16 protein-coding genes are annotated in these 17,788 nt (G+C 67.3%); 13 read left to right on the plus strand and 3 right to left on the minus strand.

The features are described from left to right. Window positions 1-88: 88 nt before the first annotated feature. Window positions 89-1,762, minus strand: a complete 1,674-nt coding sequence (locus AC5RVS_RS01155; protein ID WP_493969597.1) for a ribonuclease J — start codon at window positions 1,760-1,762, stop codon at window positions 89-91. A 365-nt stretch (window positions 1,763-2,127) separates the two neighbouring features. Here AC5RVS_RS01155 and AC5RVS_RS01160 point away from each other — a divergent pair, with 365 nt between their 5' ends. The 7 genes from AC5RVS_RS01160 (at window position 2,128) to AC5RVS_RS01190 (ending at window position 10,207) form a co-directional block, all read left to right on the plus strand. Then, complete coding sequence (locus AC5RVS_RS01160; protein ID WP_494106786.1) at window positions 2,128-3,351, plus strand: MFS transporter; 1,224 nt, start codon at window positions 2,128-2,130, stop codon at window positions 3,349-3,351. 237 nt (window positions 3,352-3,588) lie between these two features. Further along, complete coding sequence (locus AC5RVS_RS01165) at window positions 3,589-4,503, plus strand: matrixin family metalloprotease (RefSeq protein WP_494106787.1); 915 nt, start codon at window positions 3,589-3,591, stop codon at window positions 4,501-4,503. 87 nt (window positions 4,504-4,590) lie between these two features. Continuing rightward, window positions 4,591-5,808 carry an MFS transporter gene (locus tag AC5RVS_RS01170; RefSeq protein ID WP_494106788.1) on the plus strand — a complete coding sequence of 406 codons (1,218 nt, stop codon included), beginning with the start codon at window positions 4,591-4,593 and terminating at the stop codon, window positions 5,806-5,808. A 139-nt stretch (window positions 5,809-5,947) separates the two neighbouring features. Further along, window positions 5,948-6,232 (plus strand): DUF1540 domain-containing protein, encoded by a 285-nt coding sequence (locus AC5RVS_RS01175; RefSeq protein WP_493988912.1) that lies wholly within the window; start codon window positions 5,948-5,950, stop codon window positions 6,230-6,232. A gap of 292 nt (window positions 6,233-6,524) precedes the next feature. Then, complete coding sequence (locus tag AC5RVS_RS01180) at window positions 6,525-7,307, plus strand: SDR family oxidoreductase (RefSeq protein WP_494106789.1); 783 nt, start codon at window positions 6,525-6,527, stop codon at window positions 7,305-7,307. Window positions 7,308-7,608: 301 nt separating this feature from the next. Next, on the plus strand, window positions 7,609-9,507 hold the full coding sequence (locus AC5RVS_RS01185) for an FAD-binding monooxygenase (RefSeq protein ID WP_494107292.1): 1,899 nt from the start codon (window positions 7,609-7,611) through the stop codon (window positions 9,505-9,507). A 124-nt stretch (window positions 9,508-9,631) separates the two neighbouring features. Beyond that, window positions 9,632-10,207, plus strand: coding sequence for a CueP family metal-binding protein (locus AC5RVS_RS01190; RefSeq protein ID WP_494106790.1), 576 nt, complete (start codon window positions 9,632-9,634; stop codon window positions 10,205-10,207). Between the two features lie 33 nt (window positions 10,208-10,240). Here the strand turns inward: AC5RVS_RS01190 and AC5RVS_RS01195 are convergent, their stop codons facing one another. After that, window positions 10,241-10,912 carry a DNA alkylation repair protein gene (locus tag AC5RVS_RS01195; RefSeq protein ID WP_494106791.1) on the minus strand — a complete coding sequence of 224 codons (672 nt, stop codon included), beginning with the start codon at window positions 10,910-10,912 and terminating at the stop codon, window positions 10,241-10,243. 458 nt (window positions 10,913-11,370) lie between these two features. On the opposite strand from AC5RVS_RS01195, the gene AC5RVS_RS01200 reads away from it, so the two are divergent. The 3 genes from AC5RVS_RS01200 to AC5RVS_RS01210 all read left to right on the plus strand — a co-directional run bounded on the left by AC5RVS_RS01200 (window position 11,371) and on the right by AC5RVS_RS01210 (window position 13,428). Further along, complete coding sequence (locus AC5RVS_RS01200) at window positions 11,371-11,505, plus strand: hypothetical protein (protein WP_494106792.1); 135 nt, start codon at window positions 11,371-11,373, stop codon at window positions 11,503-11,505. Window positions 11,506-11,510: 5 nt separating this feature from the next. Beyond that, window positions 11,511-12,653 (plus strand): N(5)-(carboxyethyl)ornithine synthase, encoded by a 1,143-nt coding sequence (locus tag AC5RVS_RS01205; protein ID WP_494106793.1) that lies wholly within the window; start codon window positions 11,511-11,513, stop codon window positions 12,651-12,653. A gap of 133 nt (window positions 12,654-12,786) precedes the next feature. Next, on the plus strand, window positions 12,787-13,428 hold the full coding sequence (locus tag AC5RVS_RS01210; RefSeq protein ID WP_494106794.1) for an NAD(P)-dependent oxidoreductase: 642 nt from the start codon (window positions 12,787-12,789) through the stop codon (window positions 13,426-13,428). A 135-nt stretch (window positions 13,429-13,563) separates the two neighbouring features. On the opposite strand, the gene AC5RVS_RS01215 is transcribed toward AC5RVS_RS01210, so the two are convergent. Continuing rightward, a complete protein-coding gene (locus AC5RVS_RS01215) occupies window positions 13,564-14,553 on the minus strand; it encodes a nuclease-related domain-containing protein (RefSeq protein WP_494106795.1) in 990 nt (329 codons plus the stop codon). Between the two features lie 157 nt (window positions 14,554-14,710). On the opposite strand from AC5RVS_RS01215, the gene AC5RVS_RS01220 reads away from it, so the two are divergent. The 3 genes from AC5RVS_RS01220 to AC5RVS_RS01230 are packed head-to-tail and all read left to right on the plus strand — an operon-like array spanning window position 14,711 to window position 17,729. After that, entirely contained in the window at window positions 14,711-15,112 is a 402-nt protein-coding gene (locus AC5RVS_RS01220) for a hypothetical protein (RefSeq protein ID WP_493988680.1), read from the plus strand. Further along, a complete protein-coding gene (locus AC5RVS_RS01225; protein ID WP_494106796.1) occupies window positions 15,109-17,094 on the plus strand; it encodes an alpha/beta hydrolase in 1,986 nt (661 codons plus the stop codon). The genes AC5RVS_RS01220 and AC5RVS_RS01225 overlap by 4 nt, the downstream gene beginning before the upstream one ends. Continuing rightward, window positions 17,091-17,729, plus strand: a complete 639-nt coding sequence (locus AC5RVS_RS01230) for a hypothetical protein (protein WP_494106797.1) — start codon at window positions 17,091-17,093, stop codon at window positions 17,727-17,729. The genes AC5RVS_RS01225 and AC5RVS_RS01230 overlap by 4 nt, the downstream gene beginning before the upstream one ends. The last annotated feature ends 59 nt before the right edge of the window (window positions 17,730-17,788 follow it).

Raw genomic sequence — 17,788 nt, forward strand, 5'->3', positions numbered from 1 at the left:
CCTGAGGCGGGAGGGCTCCTAAAGCTGGAGGGACGGACGGGTCTGTGCCCGTCCGTCCCTTCTTCTTCGCTGTGGCGAATCCGGCCGGCTAGGCCTCGACGATGATGACCGTGACCACGGGCTTGCGCCGCAGGGCCCGGTCGGACCAGCGGATCAGTGCCTGGGCGATCGCCTTTTCGGCGTCCGGGCCGGTCTTGTCCCCGCGAAGTTGCATCAGCGTCTTCTCCACGATGCCGGTGGCCTTCTCCAGCTGCTCGACCGCCGGGGCGAAGCCGACCGGGAAGAACTCCGGCTCTTCCTCCAGCCGCCCGGTGTCGGGGTTGACGATCAGCAGCGCGGTGACGGCGCCGTCTTCAGCCAGCCGCAGCCGGTCCTGCAGGGAGGCTTCGGTAGCCGCCCCGGCCACCATGTTCTCCACGTAGACATAGTCGGCGGCGATCTGCCCGGAGACCCGTGCCACCCCGTCTTTGAGGTCCACCACTATGCCGTCTTCGCCGATCAGCGCCCGCTTCGGGTCCACGCCGGTGCGGACGGCCAGTTCCGCGTTAGCCTTCAGATGGCGGTGCTCGCCGTGCACGGGGAGCACGTTCTTCGGGCGGACCAGGTTGTAGCAGTAGACCAGCTCGCCGGCGGAGGCGTGGCCGGAGACGTGGACCTTCGCGTTGCCCTTGTGCACCACGTTGGCGCCGCGCTTGGTCAGGTCGTTGATCAACCGGTAAATCGAGGACTCATTGCCGGGCACCAGCGAGGAGGCCAGCAGCACGGTGTCGCCCTCGGTCAGGTCGATCATGTGGTCGCCGCCGGCCATGCGTGCCAGTGCCGCCATCGGCTCGCCCTGCGAGCCGGTGCAGATCAGCACGGCCTTGGTGGGCGGCAGCTTCTCCAGTTCCTTGAAGTCCACCAGCACACCGCGCGGGATGTTCAGGTAGCCGAGCTCGCGCGCCGTCGTCATGTTGCGCACCATGGACCGGCCCACGAAAGCGACCTTGCGACCGTACTTGTGTGCCACGTCGATGACCTGCTGGATGCGGTGCACGTGGCTGGCGAAACTGGAGACGATCACGCGGCGCGGGGCGGTGCGCATGACCGTATCGATTGCCGGCACCAAATCGGCCTCGGCAGCGAGGAAACCCGGAACTTCGGCGTTGGTGGAGTCCGGCAGGAACAGGTCCACGCCCTCGTCGCCCAACCGCGCGAAACCGGCCAGGTCGGTGATCCGGCGGTCCAGCGGGAACTGGTCCATCTTGAAGTCACCGGTTGCCAGCACCAGCCCGGCTCCGGTGCGGATGGCCACGGCCAGTCCGTCCGGGATGGAGTGGTTGACGGCCAGGAATTCCAGGTCGAACGGACCGAACTTCTTCCGGTCGCCTTCCTTGACCTGCACCATCTTGGCGTTCAGGCGGTGTTCCTGCAGCTTGGTCTTCACGAAGGCTAGCGTCAGCTTCGCGGAGATCACGGGAATGTCGGCGCGTTCCTTCAGCAGGTACGGCACGCCGCCAATGTGGTCCTCGTGCCCGTGGGTGAGGACAATGCCGACGACGTCGTTGAGGCGTTCGCGGATGTAGGAGAAGTCGGGCAGGATCAGGTCCACGCCCGGGTGCTGCTCCTCGGGGAATAAGACGCCGCAGTCCACGATCAGCAGCTTGCCGCCGAACTCGAACACCGTCATGTTCCGGCCAATCTCGCCCAGTCCGCCCAAGGGGACTATGCGCAAGGCGTCCTTGGCGAGTTTCGGAGGAGTTTGCAACGGCTTGGTGTTCATGGATTCCGATCTGTGGTGCGGTGTGTTGCCGGGCGTCAACGCCCGAAGCCGGAGTTGCCGGCACTGAAGTCTTGGGTGGCCGAGGCGCCGGGGGCGCTTCGACGGCGTTCCGCGCAGCAGGTGCGGACGGAAAGCACACTTGTCCCGACTTTACCACCGGGCAGAAGGAATGCCGCCTCGGTTCCGGCCTGCCGGGAATAATGACGGCGCCGGCACCCTCCAGGTAAGTCATCAGCGGAGGCAAGGATCGCTTCGGCTAGGGTGGCTGGGGAGATTTCCCGCGGGGAATTCCCCGCTGCCCGCCCTACGACCCGAAGGAGCCAGCCACGGTCCGCGCATTCGCCTCACGGCCGGCGTTGCCGTGGGTGATTCTGGGCATTGTCGTCCTTGCTTTGAGCCTGCGCGCGCCGATCATCGCTCCCACCGCCGTGGTCCCGGCCATCCAGTCCGACACCGGCCTGACGGCAACCGGGGTGGGCCTGCTCACCGGTCTTCCGGTGCTGCTCTTCGCGTTGGCCACTCCGCTGGCCACCCGCACGATCCGCCGATGGGGGCCCGAGGCCACCGTCCTGCTGTGCCTCGGCGGCGTGCTGGCTGGCACGGTGATCCGGTCCCTGGGCCCGGTGTCCGTGGTGCTCGTCGGCACCGCAATCATTGGCGCCGCCATCACGCTCGGCAACATCGTGGCGCCGGTGCTGATCCGGCGCGATGTGCCCTGGAAGCGGGTCTCCGCCGTCACCGGCGCCTACACGGCCACCATGAACATAGGGTCCATGGCGACCCTGCTGGGCACGGCACCGCTCGCCGCGCTCGTCGGGTGGCGGTGGGCACTGGTGGCCTGGGGCGTGTTGGCCGTCCTTGGCCTCGCCTTTTGGCTGCCGATGGCGCGACGGCGTCGCGAGGCAGTTGCAGCCGGGCTGGGCAGCGCGGCGAACGATTCTCCTGCCGGTAAAGCGGCAGCGGAACCGCGCGATGCCGGCCGGCCGGCGACAGCCGCCACCCCTTCGCCGAAGACCTCCGGCGGCCGCGGCAACAAGTGGATCGTTGGGTTGTTGACCCTAGCCTTCTGCGGGCAGTCTGCTGCCTATTACGCCACGACCACGTGGCTGCCCCTGCTGCTGTCGGACGTTCGGGGCCTGTCCCTTGCCGGCTCGGGAGCCACCGCCTCGCTCTTTCAGATCGCCGCCATTGTCGGCGCATTCGGGGTGCCGCTGCTGGCCGAGCGGACCCGACTCTGGGTGCCCACCGCCTGCATCGCGATCCTGTGGATGACGCTCCCCATCGGCCTGCTCTTGGCACCCGACGCCTACATTCTCTGGTCGATTACGGGCGGCATCGCCCAAGGCGGTGGCTTCACTGCGATCTTCACCGTGATCCCTCGGGTCGCGCGCAACGACCAGGAGGCCGCCTCCGCTTCCGCCCGGATCCAGACCGGCGGATACCTGGCCGCGACCTGCGCCCCGCCTTTGGCCGGGTGGCTGAATACGGTGACCGGCGGCTGGGCCGCGCCCCTGTCGTTGGTCTTCGCCTGCACCGTGGCGTTCGCTACCGGCGGCTTGCTGGCCGTGCGGGCGTCCGAGCGGCAGTAAACGCCGCGAATTATTTGCGACGGAAGCACCGGCAGATGCCAGCACTTGTATGTCCCTCTCCTCTGATGAATCGTATAATTTTGTCGTCGTTCGGCGAGGCCGAATCGGGGTAGTTGGGGGAAGCAGATGCCGCACCGGGCAGAGGGACTGGCAAGGGACTCATCCCCCGGCGCGAAAACCCCGCTAAGACAACCGAACGTTAAGCGGTCACCCAGCGGGCGAATTCCTCAATGGGCCTTGGACGAGGCAATCGGGGCACCCACCCCGCCCCGGCCTGCCGAAGGTCTCACCGCGGGCAGGACGCGGCCGCAAGCCAAGACGCGACCACAAGCAGCAAGATGGCGGCGCACCTCCCCCCGCCGCGCCGGCCGCCTGTCGACCGGGCTGGCCATCGCCTTCGTCATCGCTCTGTGCTTCGCCCCGGGTGTATTCAGCCGGCACGTCATGCCGGCGGTTGCCCCCTATCTTCCCGGCGCGGACATTCCGCCCCGCGGTGTCGAAGCCGCCGACAGCCCCCTGGGCCAACCGCCCGCCGTCGCGGAGTCGGACGCCTACGAGTTGTACGCGACACCGCCGGAGTCCTCGCAGCCCTTCCTCGCCTATGACCCCTGCCGCCCCATCCACTACGTGGTCCGTCCGGACAATGCACCGCCTGGGTCGGACACGATCATCCAAGAAGCCATCGCCGAGGTCTCCTCGGCCAGCGGACTGCAGTTCCTTTACGACGGATTCACCGACGAGGCATTCGCCGAGGAAGGCCGCGAACGCTTCCAACCGGATCGCTATGGCAAGCGGTGGGCGCCGGTGCTGATCACCTGGTCGGATCCCAGCGAAGTGTCCGGACTCGCCGGAGATATCGCCGGACTTGGCGGCAGCTCCTCGGTTGGCGCACGGGGAACGCCGCACGTTCTCGTCGCGGGCCAGATCACCTTGGATGCGCCGGCGCTCCGGAACGTCCTCACGTATCCCGACGGACGGGAGCATGTGCGCGCCGTCATCATCCACGAGCTCGGCCACGTGCTCGGGTTGGCGCACGTGGATGATGAGGAGCAATTGATGTTTGCCGGAGCAAACAGCGTGACGTCATTGGCCGACGGCGACCGGGCTGGCCTGGCGCTGCTGGGCACCGGACCGTGCGTGCCGGAAGTATAGGCCCAACGGCATAATCAGGACTACTGGTTTATCCGGAACGCTGCCGGACAACGGGGACCGGCCTAGGCAGGCAAGGAGGCCGCCCGCGTGCAGGAGAAGCTGTGGAGCAGGAACTTCGTGCTGGCGATCGGCGCGAACCTGTTCATCTACATCGTGTTCTACCTGCTGATGACGTCGATGGCCCTCTACGCGGCCCAACGGTTCCTGGCCTCCGACACCGCGGCCGGTTTCGCGTCCAGTGCCTTCATCGTGGGGGCGCTCGTCTCGCGGTTCTTTGCCGGGCCCCTGATCGACAACGTGGGCCGGCGGCGGATGCTGCTGATCAGCTTGGCCGCCTTCGCCGCGGCTTCCCTCTTGTACGTTCCGGCGGACTCCCTGGCCTCGTTGTTGGTGCTGCGGTTGGCCCACGGCGTGGCTTTCGGCCTCGCCAACACCGCCGTCACAGCCGGTGCGCAGGCACTGATTCCGCCCGCCCGCCGCAGTGAAGGCACCGGCTACTTCGCCGTTTCCACCACGCTGGCTACCGCCTTGGGGCCGCTGCTGGCGGTGGTGCTGGTTGTAGACGGCAGTTACGAGCGCGCGTTCCTCTTCTGCGCGGCCTGTTCCGTCGCGGCTCTGGTGGTGACCCTGACCCTGAAACTGCCCGAAGCGCCAGCGGAGCCGGCCGCCGTCGTCAAGCAGCGCATCCCGGGCGGCGACCCGGATAAGAAGCGCCGGACGCCCGCGGCCCTGCTGGGAAAGGTGTTCGCGCCGGAGGTCCTGCCGATCACCACGGTCCTGCTGGTGAGCGGGCTGGCCTTTTCCGGCCTGCTCTCGTTCCTGACCTCGTATGCGGAGGCGGCGAATGCGGCGGATGCGGCGGCCCTGTTCTTTGTGGTGTTTGCCGCCGCGGTGCTGGTGTCGCGGCTGAGCATCGGAAGGGTTCAAGACCGCCGCGGTGACAACGTGGTGCTGTATCCCGCGCTGGCGCTGTTCGCCGCCGGCCTGGCGTTGCTGGCGCTCGGACCGGCCACCTGGATAGTCGTCGTCTCCGCGGTGCTGAGCGGCCTCGGGTTCGGGACCTTGCTGCCGGGCACGCAGGCCATTACCGTCCGGCTGGTTTCGGAGCGGAGGTTCGGCACTGCCCTGGCCACCTACTACCTGATGCTCGACATCGGCACCGGCTTCGGCCCGGTGCTGCTGGGCCTGCTGGTGCCGCTGACCGGTTTCGACGGCATGTACGGCTGGCTTGGCCTGCTGATGCTCGCCTGCATCCTGCTGTACTACCTGGTGCACGGCAGGGCGGCCAGCCGGGCGGCCGCCTGACCGGAGACTCGGCGCCTGCTGTCGTGCCGGCAATTACCTCACAGTCTTATGCCTTTTTGATCGGCCGCAACGCGCCTACCGTAGTGAGTGGAGCCGCTCAACCCGGGGCGGCCCCAGGATGGAAGGAAGTGCCATGACCGTGACTTCACACGTCAGCGAGTGCGCAGTAACGAACTGTTCCTTCAACGATCACAGCGAATGCAACGCCGCCGCAATCACCGTGGCGGGCGGCGAGAACCACGCCGAATGCGCCACGTTCATCGATACCGGCGTGCACGGCGGGCTCCCCAAGGTGCTGGCCAGCGTCGGCGCCTGCCAGCGGAGCGAGTGCACGCACAACGACCACCTCATGTGCCAGGCACCGGAAGTGCACGTGGGTCCCGGCGCGGACAACGCGGACTGCCTCACGTACTCACACCGGTAACGCGCACCACGCCTGGGTTCCGTAGTAACCCAGGCTCCGCTACCCTCCCCCTCACCCGCGGAACCAGCCGCCGCGCCGCGACGCCACGCCATGCCATGGCCCGTGACCGGCGCACTCGCCGCCCGCCGCCCGGAGCCCGCCGCCCTGAGCCCGCGTGCCCCGGGCCCTGCGGTTTGGCCCCCGCGGTCGCCGACATCACACCGGTTTCCGGAATGCCCCGGGTTTTTATGCGTTTGCATAGATGTGGGCACCGGTACGAGCGCCCACTCCATCCAGGAAGAGGGAAAGTATCATGCAGAGATTCTCCGGCAAGTCCGTCATCATCACTGGTGCAGGTTCCGGCCTGGGTCGGTCGGCAGCGCTGCAGATCGCCAAGGAGCAGGGCAACCTGACCCTGGTCGACCTCAACGAGGCCGGCCTGAAGGACACGGTCGAGGAAATCCGCGCGGTTGCCCCGGACGCCGACGTCCTGACCGTCACCGCGAACGTAGCGGATGAGGCCGCCGTCGAGAGTTACGTCGCCCAGGCCGTCGAGCGCTTCGGCAGGATCGACGGCTTCTTCAACAACGCCGGCATCGAAGGCAAGCAGAGTCCCACCGAGGACTTCGGCTCCGACGAATTCTCCAAGGTCGTGTCCATCAACCTCAACGGCGTCTTCTACGGCCTCAAGCACGTCCTGAAGGTCATGAAGGAACAGGGCTCCGGCGCCGTCGTGAACACCGCGTCCGTCGGCGGCATCCGCGGAGTCGGCAATCAGTCCGGCTATGCAGCCTCCAAACACGGCGTGGTCGGCCTGACCCGCAACTCCGGCATCGAATACGGCCAGTACGGCATACAGATCAACGCCATCGCGCCCGGCGCCATCATGACCCCGATGGTCGAAGGCTCGCTCAAGCAGATCGACCCGGAGAACTGGGAAGAGGTCGGCAGGGTCTTCGTCGAACCCAACCCGATGAAGCGCTTCGGCAAGCCCGAAGAGGTCGGCCAGCTGGTCGCCTTCCTGCTGTCCGGCGACGCCGGCTTCATCAACGCCGCCGTCATCCCGATCGACGGCGGCCAGTCCTACAAGTACTAATCCATAGCTTCTGGTTCTGATCGGCACCTCATTCGAGGGCGATCCCCCAAAAGGAGGATGACGGCGGCGCCCGAGCACCGCCGTCGTCCTTTCGTTTAAGAATTTCCAACCGCGGTTCGGGATCCGGGCAGACGCGCGATCCCACGCCGCCCGGACCCCTTCCGTTACCCGGGTTACTTGTTAGCTGCGTCATGTTTGCCGTACAGTATCTGCAACCGAACGGTTATTCAGTTATAGAACCCGGTGTTCAAATACAGAACAACGGCGACGGCCGCAGATGGCAACAGAAGTGAGGACACCCGTGCAGTTCCACCACCACGGTTACGTATCCGGAGACCCGCGCGTCAAGCCGGCAGCCGGCGTAGGCATCGACCGCCCCGAGGAGCTTCCCGACGAGGTCGATGTGCTCATCGTGGGCTCCGGTCCCGCGGGCATGCTCGCGGCCGCCCAGCTGGCCCAGTTCCCGAACATCACCACGCGGCTGGTGGAGCGCCGGGACGGGCGGCTGGTGCTCGGCCAGGCCGACGGCATCCAGGCCCGCAGCGTGGAGACCTTCCAGGCCTTCGGCTTCGCCGAGCGCATCACCGCCGAGGCCTTCTGGCTCACCGAGATGAACTTCTGGCGCCCGGGCACCGAGAACCCCAAGCACATCGTCCGCGGCGGCCGCGCCGTCGACGACGAGATGGGCATCAGCGAGTTCCCGCACCTGATCGTCAACCAGGCCCGCGTGCTGGACTACTTCGCCGAGGTCGCAGCCAACTCGCCCACCCGACTGACACCGGATTACGGCTGGGCATTCAAGACCCTCGAGGTCACCGACGAGGGCGACTATCCGGTGAAGGTGACGCTGATCCGCAGCGCCGGCCCGGATGAAGGCACCGAGCGCGTCGTCCACGCCAAGTACGTGGTCGGTTGCGACGGCGCACGCAGCAAGGTCCGCGCCTCGATCGGCAGCACCCTTGCCGGCGACAGCGCCAACCACGCGTGGGGCGTCATGGACGTGCTGGCCCAGACCGATTTCCCGGACATCCGCACCAAGTGCGCCATCCAGTCGCACGACGGCGGCACCATCCTGTTGATCCCGCGCGAAGGCGGCTACCTGTTCCGCATGTACGTGGACCTCGGCGAGGTGCCCGAGGATGACAACGGCAAGATCCGCCAGACCTCCATCGAGCAGATCGTCGCCAAGGCCAACGAGATCATGACCCCCTACACGGTCGACGTGCGCAGCGTCGCCTGGCACAGCGTGTACGAGGTGGGCCACCGCCTCACGGACCGGTTCGACGACCTGCTGCCCGAGGACGTCGGCACCCGCACCCCGCGCGTCTTCATCACCGGCGACGCCTGCCACACGCACAGCGCCAAGGCCGGCCAGGGCATGAACGTCTCCATGCAGGACGGTTTCAACATCGCCTGGAAGCTGGGACACGTGCTGGAGGGTCGCAGCCCGGAGAGCCTGCTCTCCACCTACTCTGCGGAGCGCCAGGTGGTCGCGAAGGACCTCATCGACTTCGACAAGGAGTGGTCGACGATGATGGCCAAGAAGCCCGAGGAGTTCGCCGATCCGTCGGAACTCGAGGACTTCTACGTCCGCACCGCCGAATTCCCGGCCGGCTTCATGACCGAGTACGCCCAGTCGATCCTGACCGGCGCGCGCAACCACCAGGACCTGGCCACCGGCTTCCCCGTCGGCAAGCGGTTCAAGTCGGCCAAGGTCTCCCGCGTCTGCGACACCAACCCGCTGCATTTGGGCCACCTGGCCGAGGCCGACGGGCGCTGGCGCATCTACGTCTTCGCCGACCAGGCGAAGGCCGGCGAGTCCACGGCTGTTGCGAACCTGTCCGAGTGGCTGGTGAACGCGCCGGACTCCCCGCTCGCCGCCACGCCGGAGGGCGCTGACCTCGACGCCTGGTTCGATGTGAAGGTGGTCTACCAGCAGCATCACGAGGAGGTGGACATCAACGCCGTGCCCGCCGTGTTCAAGCCCGAGGTGGGCCCGTTCCAGCTGACCAACCTCGAGAAGGTCTTCGGCACCGCCAAGGACGAGGACATCTTCGACGTCCGCGGCATCTCGCGCGACGGCGCCATCGTGGTGGTCCGGCCGGACCAGTACGTGGCGAACGTGCTGCCGCTGTCCGCGACCGCGGAACTCGCCGGGTTCTTCGCGCCCCTGCTGAAGGCCCGCGAGCCGCAGCACTGATCCAGCCTAAAATGGTAGAACGACGACGGCGCGAAAGTGCCGTCGTCGTCCTTTTCTGAAAAACAGACCACCACCGTTGGCCCCGCGCTGCCCACCTCCCTGGCGCGGGCATGAGGAGATGGATATGAAACGGCCAGTCGTCGCCGCGGCGGCGCTTACCCTGATGCTGACCGCCTGTGCGCCAGCCCCCGAAACTACCCCCGCAGGGGAGGCCACGGACGCCGAGTTCCTCGCCGGCTTCGGTCTTGACGATATGGACGCGGTTGGCATCATCGACCACCTCGACCGGCTGGACATCGCCGAACGGCCCACCGACTTGATGGCATCTGTCCGGCAGGGCGATTTATTCCTCACAGACGGCGGCCACAACGAGGTCACGCTAGACCTGCCGGACGACAGTTCGTACATCTCGGTCGCCCCGTATCTCAACCAGACCCACGACTGCTTCTACCACAGCCTGACGACCTGCCTCGGCGAACTGGGCAATGAAGACATGAGCGTAAAGATCATCGACGACACCACCGGGGAGACGCTGGTGGATGAGCGGATTGAAACCTTCAGCAACGGGTTCGCAGGGTTCTGGGTTCCCGGCGACATCCACGGCACCATCGAAGTAAGTTACGACGGGCACTCCGGCTCGGCGGATTTTTCGACGACCGACGACAGCGCCACCTGCATCACGGATCTCCGGCTGACTTAAGGCCGCCGGGACCTTGCCGCACGGCCGCAGGTCTCAGGCGTTCGCTTGGCGGCTCACCATTTCGTTGATCCAGACGGGCGCGTACGGGGACGTGCAGTTCGGCGGTGTCGGGTAGTCCTTGAGCACCTCGAGGCGTTCGCCGATGTCGATCGCGCGGGCGCGGTGCTCGGCGTGCTCGATGCCGATCTGGGCAAGGGTGTGGTTCATGGCCCACTGCAGGCGGTCCGGTGCGTGCTTCAGTTCCGCCTCGACGGTGTCCAGCAGTCCCTCGAGGTTCAGTCCCTCCGGCTTCTTCGCCACCCGTTCGGTGGTCAGCGCCCAGCCGGCGCTGGCGACCACGGGATCCGCGTCGCCGGTCCAGGCCACGCGGAGCTCTTCGGCGTGCGGGCTCTTCTTGACCACGTAGTTCACCAGCCAGTCGTGCACCTTGGGGGCTCTCGCCTCGCGCAGCATGGCGTCCAGTTCGTCGCGTTCGAAGGCCTTCGGGCGGCAGATCAGCAGGGCCAGCAGCCGTGCCGCCGTGTTGCCCGTGGCCCACAGCCCGCTCGCCAAATCCTGCTGGGTCTTCAACCGCTTGGCGACAGCGCGCAGCTTGGTCAGGTTCACGCCGTGGTCGTCGCCGCGCTTCTCATTCGCCTCGCGCACTTTAGGGTCCTCAAGCGTGGCCAGCTCGGCCATCACCTCCGCCACCGTCGTCTCGGACATCCACCCTCCCGGTTGCTCGTGTCTGAAATCCAGCGTACTGGTGTTCAATCAGGGACGCTCAGGTTCTCCAAGCCCTAGGGTTCTGGTGTTCCGAGCCTCGCGGGGCTCTTGTGCTTCAAGCCTCTGTGCCCTGGTGCTCCAAGCCACTGTGCCCTGGTTTTCTCCAGCCCCTCAGCCCCCGCCACGTCCTAATTCAAGGCACGCGCGTCGAAACCGGCTCATATCCGACAGGACGACGACGTTATCGGCCGCTTTCGGCGTTTTCGGCCGCTGTCGATGGGACCAGGATGCAGAGCTGCCCTTGCCGCCGCCCCTTCCCCGCTGACGTGCGGCAACGTGCACCACCGACGGCCATTGGAGCACCTGCCTGACGCGCAATGGCGTATGGTCAGGGGTACGGAACAAAATCTTTGTTCCCGTTAGAGCGCAGCAATCTTGCTGGCGCCAAGGAGGCACTCATGGCCGACAAATCTCCCCGACAGACCGCATCAAAGAAATCGGGCAAGTCCATCAAGGAAAAGCGCAGCGACAAGAAGGCCAAGGCCGCCGGCACCGCAGCCTCCGAGACCCTGTCCTCCATCAAGAAGCGCTGAGGCTCTTGACTCTGCTGTCGCTCGGAGTCCTGGCAACGACGCGCAAGCTCGATGAGCGCAGGCTGGCCCTCCACCCTGCGCACATCGAGCGCCTCGACGCCGACCTCCGCGAGCGGATCATCCTCGAACAGGGCTACGGCGAGCGCTTCGGCATTTCCGACGCCCACCTGGAACAACTGGTGGGACGGATCGCGCCGCGCCAGGAGCTCATCGAAGCAGCGGACGTCGTGGTGCTGCCCAAGCCGCAGCCGGAAGACCTTGCGGAACTCCGTGACGGCCAGATCCTCTGGGGCTGGCCGCATTGCGTCCAGGACCGTGCCATCACCCAGTTGGCCATCGACAAGCGGCTGACGCTGATCGCCTTCGAAGCCATGAACCATTGGGCCGCGGACGGCAGGTTCGCCCTCCACGTCTTCCATAAGAACAACGAGATGGCCGGCTACTGCTCGGTGCTGCACGCACTGGAACTGGCAGGATCCACCGGCGACTACGGCCGCCCGCTCACCGCCGTCGTCATTGGTTTCGGCGCCACCGCCCGCGGCGCGGTCACCGCGCTGAACGCGCACGGCATCCACGACGTCCAGGTCCTGACCAACCGCGCGGCGGCCGCCGTCGGATCCCCGATCCACTCGGCGCGGATCACGCAGTTCGACCACGACGCTACTGCCCCGCATCTCAGTCACGTCATCACCGACGACGGACGGGTGCCGCTGGCCCCGTTCCTCGCGGAGCGGGACATCGTGGTCAACTGCACCCTGCAGGACCCCAACAACCCGCTGATCTACCTCGACGAGGCGGATCTGGACGGCTTCCGGCCGGGCAGCCTGATCGTCGATGTCTCCTGCGATGAAGGCATGGGCTTCAGCTGGGCGAAGATGACGACGTTTGCCGAACCCACCTTCGAGGTCGGCGACCACGTGAGCTACTACGCCGTGGACCACACGCCGTCGTACCTGTGGAATTCCGCGACCTGGGAGATCAGCACGGCCCTGATCCCGTTCCTGCGCACCGTCATGAGCGGACCCGACAGCTGGCTCGGGGACGAGACGATCAGCCGGGCCATCGAAATCCGCGACGGCGTCATCGCCAACCCGGCAGTCCTCGCCTTCCAGAACCGCTCGGAAGAGTACCCACACCTGACCGCCTAACGACGACGGCGGGCCGCGGACCGGCGGTGCGTCGCCGAGGCGACACGTGCGCCGGAATAAGTTGATGCTTCAATCGATTGCACCAAGCGGAGGCTAAGCCTTTTGAGAGACATCCAGCCAACGTAAGGACAGCATGAAAATCGGAATCATCGGAGCCACGGGCAACGCCGGACGCGCCCTCTTCCACGAGTCGGCCAAACGCGGCCACCAGACAACGGCCATCGTCCGGAGCGCCGCCAAGGCCGCGGACGTCCTGGGCGCGGACGCCGCGGTGCTGGAACGCGATGCCTTCTCCCTCGACGCTGAGGACATCGCCGCCTTCGACGTCGTCGTCAATGCCTTCGGCACGGCTCCGCACGAGGCCTACCGCCACGTGGACCTGGCCCGCTCGCTGGTCGAACTCGCCGGGGAAACCACTCCCCGCCTGGTCTTCATTCTGGGCGCCGGCAGCCTGACCACCGGCGACGACAACCACTTGTTCGTCGAGGACATTCGCAACATCCCCGGCGCCGAGGCGTGGATCTCCATCCCGGAGAACCAACTGAAGGAACTCGAATACCTGCGCGGCGTCACGGACGTCGACTGGGTCGGAGTGTCCCCCTCGGCGCTGTTCACGCCCGGCGACGCCACCGCCCCGGTGCTGGGCGCAGACCGGCTCCTCTTTGCCGGCGACGGCGAATCACACACCACCACCGGCACGATGGCCGTCGCCATCCTGGACGAGATCGAGAAGCCCGAGCACCGGCAGACCCGCTTTACGGTCAGCGACAGCTAAAGCTCCCCTGCCACAACACGACGGCCGCCGCAGCTGGTCCGGCCCGGGCAACCTGAGCCCGGTCGCAGACAGCGCGGCGGCCGTCGTTCGCCGTCTCGTCAGGCCCCTGTCCACGCGCCCCCGCCCGCTGGAAGATCAGCGCCGGTGCCCGCGTTCGGTCGGGCGGGTACCGGCACCGGCACCGGCACCGGCACCGGCCGATGCTTTCTTCTGCATGGCCAGCAGCCTCGCCAACGCGTAGCGGTTCACCGTTCCCACTTTCTGCCCCTGCAGCAGCCAGTGGCCGATCCCGTCGACGCCGGCCTGCACCCCCGTGATGGGAATGCCCGTGGGAGAAATCTGGTGCCCCGGCGTGAACGTGAGCGGGCCCGGGGCGTTCGCATGGGCAATGACGTGGCAGGCTACCTCGGCCGCCACCCTGGCGGTGCGCCGATGGGTCTGCACAACGTCCATGTGAATGGTCCGCCGCTTGAACCCGCGCGGATGGACGGAGGCCAACGTCTCCCGGTCGATCCACTGGTATTGCCCGGGTTTCCAGAACTTGGAGTCAATATAAACCACCCGGTCCCCGTTGATGACGGCGTGGTCGATGTCCGCCACGTGGCTGCCCGGGAACCGCAGCCCGTGGAAGATCCGGGTCCCGGGGATGGCCAGCAGTGTCTCCAGCGCCTGCGCCGTCCACCGCTCACCTTCTGCACCTTTAGCGATGTCCTCCCGCCTAAAGCGGGACCATCCGCCCGACAGGGCCGCGCCGCCCTCACCGAAGACCAGTTGCCGGGCAACCTTTTTCGGCGCCGCAACACCCCAGTGCCTGCCAATCGCACCAAGGCCCAGGAAACAGGCCAACGCAAGGACGACGGCGACCGGCAACTGAGCGGGAGCGTCGCCTAAAGCGACGCTCGGCATCGTCGAGATGAGCATCAATGACTGTCCGAAACCGACCAGTAACAGGACGATGACGACCACTGCGCGAATTCCGTTGTAGCTGCGGCCGATGCGCTCCGCGGCGGGCGCGGGCTGGTTCCGCCACGACAGCTGGCCCGGATCGAATTCCATGAGCGGCGAATACAAGGTTTCGGGTCCAGTCGGCCGGCTGGCGGCCCCCCACTGTTCCGGACGTTCCATGCAGTTTCCCCCGTTCACGTTTCAGCAAGGAGCCCCAGTATGTCCCCGCCCTGCTTCGGGGGCCAGAGGTTCCTGGCCGCAAAGCCGCCGCGAGTGCCAAATCGATAAACCATGGGTAGTCGTCCCCATTCAGTTTCGCGTTGCCGCATGGGACAGTGTGAGAGAAACGGTTAAGCGGGAGGGCGGCGGGATGGGCAGCTGGCGGATCAATCCGAGGCAGCTCCACATGGTTCTGGTGGACGTGGCCGCGGACGGCCAGTCGCTGGACAAGGCGGCAGGTGATACGGCGGCGGCAGGCGACGAGGCGGCGTCGTTGTTCGGCAGCGCCACGGACGTGGCCGACGCGTTCGCGGGGTTCTGGTCGCCGCGGCGGGACGTGGGCCACAGGATGGCCAGCCTCGTGTACAACAAGTCGCGGGTGGTCGCCGAAACCGCCGAGCTGTTCGTCGAGGCGGACGGACGGATGTCCGGCGACGCCGCCGCTTTCGCCGAGTCCCTGAACGCCGGCCACTCGGCCGTCCTTACCTCGCGCGGCTTCGGGCCGGTGCCGCAGCCGTGACCGTGCGGCTGGGCAGCGTCCCGGAGATCAACGTCCCCTGGGACCAGCTCGGCGATGCGGTCCAGGAGATGTCCTTGCGCGCCGCGTCCGCGGCAAACTACCTGGCCGATGCCGGCGCTGCGTGGGCAGGGCTGAGCGTCGCTTATCAGCAGCCGGACACCGAGCTGGAGGTTTATTCCGCCCTGGATGAGCTGGAGGGTCCCTCGCAGGAATGGACTGCAGCGTTGGCCGCCGCCCGGGAAGCCGTCACGGCCTTCGTCTCCTCGGGCCGGGCGCTGCAGGCAGAGGCCGAAGAACTCGCGGCGGCACGCCCCGGTCTGGCGAGGGAACTGAACGGCGCCGGGTCACAGGAGGGGGCCGAGGCGGACCAAGCGGAGCAGCGGGCGGAGGCTTTCAACGGACGCGTCCGCTCCCTGCGGGCCGACTGGCAGGCGCTGACCACGGAAACCACCGCGGTTCTGCGGGCCATCAGCGGCGGAACCGTCGGCTCGCTGCCGCCCACCCCGCTGCTGGCCGCTGCCGCCGCCGCTCCGTCATCCCCGCCATGGGCTCACTTCACCAGCGGGCTCGACGAGCGGTTCGGTCCGCTGACGCCGCAGTCATACCTGCCATCCCTGGCCGGCCTCACGGACGCGGAACTGCGGGCCTGGGCCGCGGCCAACCCCGAGGGCGCCGCCCTGCTGGCCGCCAACAAGCTCCCCGCGTGGCGGATGCCCGGCTCGGCCGAGGCCGTCATGGCGGAGGCGATGGCCGGCGACGCCGCACTGACCGAGGGCGGGATCGCGGGAATCCGCGAGGCCTGGCTCACCTTGGCGCCGTCCGAGCAGGAACGGCTGCTGTTGCTCTACCCGGCAGTGTTCGGCGGCCTGAACGGCATCCCCTTCGCCGGCCGGATCCGCGCCAACACCGTCACCGCCGCCGGCTACCGCGAAACAGTGGCGACCCGGCAGGCACAGCTGGGGCCACAGCCCGACCTCAATGACTACCTCGTGGCCGCGGGGAATCAGCCGGGCCACCCGCGGATGGTCTACCAGCAGGCCTATCGGCAGTACACCGCCGACCTCGAAACCTGGCAGTCCGAACACGACCGGCTGGCAACGCTGAAAACGGGACTGGACTACGCCGTCGGCCATCACTCCCAGGTGATCCTGGTCAGCCTGGAGGGCGACGGCCGGATCGTTACCATGAACGGCACGCTGATGCCGGACACCAGGACCGTGGCCGCCCTGGTCCCGGGCACCGGCGCGGACCTTGGCCAACTGGAGGCATACTCGCGCCGGCTCGACGCCGTGAACGGCGAACCGGCCGCCGGCACGGTCTCCTTCTACTGGCAGGGAACCGACCTGCCGGATGAGGTCCCCGACAACATCACCACCTCGTTCAACGAGCAGGGCGGGCCACTGCTGGCCGCCTTCGACCACGCCCTCGACCTTGAGACCCGGCCCGACGCCCGCACCACGTACATCGGCTACAGCGCCGGCGGCTCGCTGCTGGGCACCGCCGAACGCGAGGGCCTGGATTCCACCAACATCGTCTACGTCGCACCGGCCGGCACCGGGCACAACGTGGGCAGTCCCGCGGACACCGCCAACCCCGATGCCCACCGCTACTGGCTGCAGACCCGCGACGACCCGATCAGCGCGGCCCAGATCCTCGGCGGCGGCTACCACGGAGCCTCGTTCTGGCGCGGCGGCAGCCCCACCGCCATGGACCCGGTCCGGCTCGAGACCGGATTCCTCAAGCCGGAGGACCCCGGCTCGCTGATGGACGGGCACACGGACTACTTCTGGCCCGGCTCCACCTCGGCCACCAACATCCAGGGCGTCGTCGAAGACACGAGCGTCAGCCCGTTCGTCGAGAACCGGATCCAGCAGACCTACTCCCCCTACGGCCCGCTCATCACCAGTCCGCTCGAGCAGAATCCCGAGGACTACGCATATGGCAACCTTGAAACCGTGACGGTCGAAAGTCTGGAGAAATGAACATGCGGGCTCGCTCCCCCTGGCACCGCCCGGCCCGCCCGCGCGGCGAAGAACGACGGCGGCGCCCCGGCTTCGCCGCCGCCCTCACCGCGACTGCCGCCCTTTCCGCCGTCATTTTAGGAGGCTGCGCCATGCCGCAGGAAAACCAGCCGCAGGAGATACAACCGACGTCGCAGGACTACGGCCGCCAGCTCGAGCAGCTGCTCCCCCAGGCCATCGCGGAGGCGTCCACCGCCGCCGACCTGAAGATCAACCTGCTGCGCGAACAAACCTGCCTGCGCCCCGAGGACGAACAACCGCAGACCCAGACCGCCTGGATCGCCCGCGCCACCGGCAAGGTCGCCGACGCGGACCAGGCCAACGCCGCCCTCGACGCCGCCGCCGGCTACCTGACCGCACATGGCTGGGAGCAAATGAACGAGGCTACCGCCGAAACCGGCGACGTCCGCACGCTCTACTTCCGGAACGGCGACCTCGGCGCCACCGCCGCCCACCACGTGGCCGGCGGCGTTGGCGCCGTCGTCCTCTCCTTCACCAGCCCCTGCCTGGACCACCCCGAAGACCACCGGATGATCCGCTCAGAGCAGGACCCCGAGTACGGGATGAACAGCCAGTATTACGACGACGGCGCGTGACAGTCACCCCTTCCTGGGGCGCGCCCGAACCTCCCATACCCTCCCGTAAACAGAACACG

Source organism: Arthrobacter sp. Y3221048 (assembly GCF_059092685.1).

Bases quoted from the DNA above. Each gene is read 5' to 3' on its own strand.
- AC5RVS_RS01155 (WP_493969597.1), bottom strand. From the start codon at position 1,762: ATGAACACCAAGCCGTTGCAAACTCCTCCGAAACTCGCCAAGGACGCC.
- AC5RVS_RS01180 (WP_494106789.1), top strand. From the start codon at position 6,525: ATGCAGAGATTCTCCGGCAAGTCCGTCATCATCACTGGTGCAGGTTCC.
- AC5RVS_RS01190 (WP_494106790.1), top strand. From the start codon at position 9,632: ATGAAACGGCCAGTCGTCGCCGCGGCGGCGCTTACCCTGATGCTGACC.
- AC5RVS_RS01195 (WP_494106791.1), bottom strand. From the start codon at position 10,912: ATGTCCGAGACGACGGTGGCGGAGGTGATGGCCGAGCTGGCCACGCTT.
- AC5RVS_RS01200 (WP_494106792.1), top strand. From the start codon at position 11,371: ATGGCCGACAAATCTCCCCGACAGACCGCATCAAAGAAATCGGGCAAG.
- AC5RVS_RS01210 (WP_494106794.1), top strand. From the start codon at position 12,787: ATGAAAATCGGAATCATCGGAGCCACGGGCAACGCCGGACGCGCCCTC.
- AC5RVS_RS01215 (WP_494106795.1), bottom strand. From the start codon at position 14,553: ATGGAACGTCCGGAACAGTGGGGGGCCGCCAGCCGGCCGACTGGACCC.
- AC5RVS_RS01230 (WP_494106797.1), top strand. From the start codon at position 17,091: ATGAACATGCGGGCTCGCTCCCCCTGGCACCGCCCGGCCCGCCCGCGC.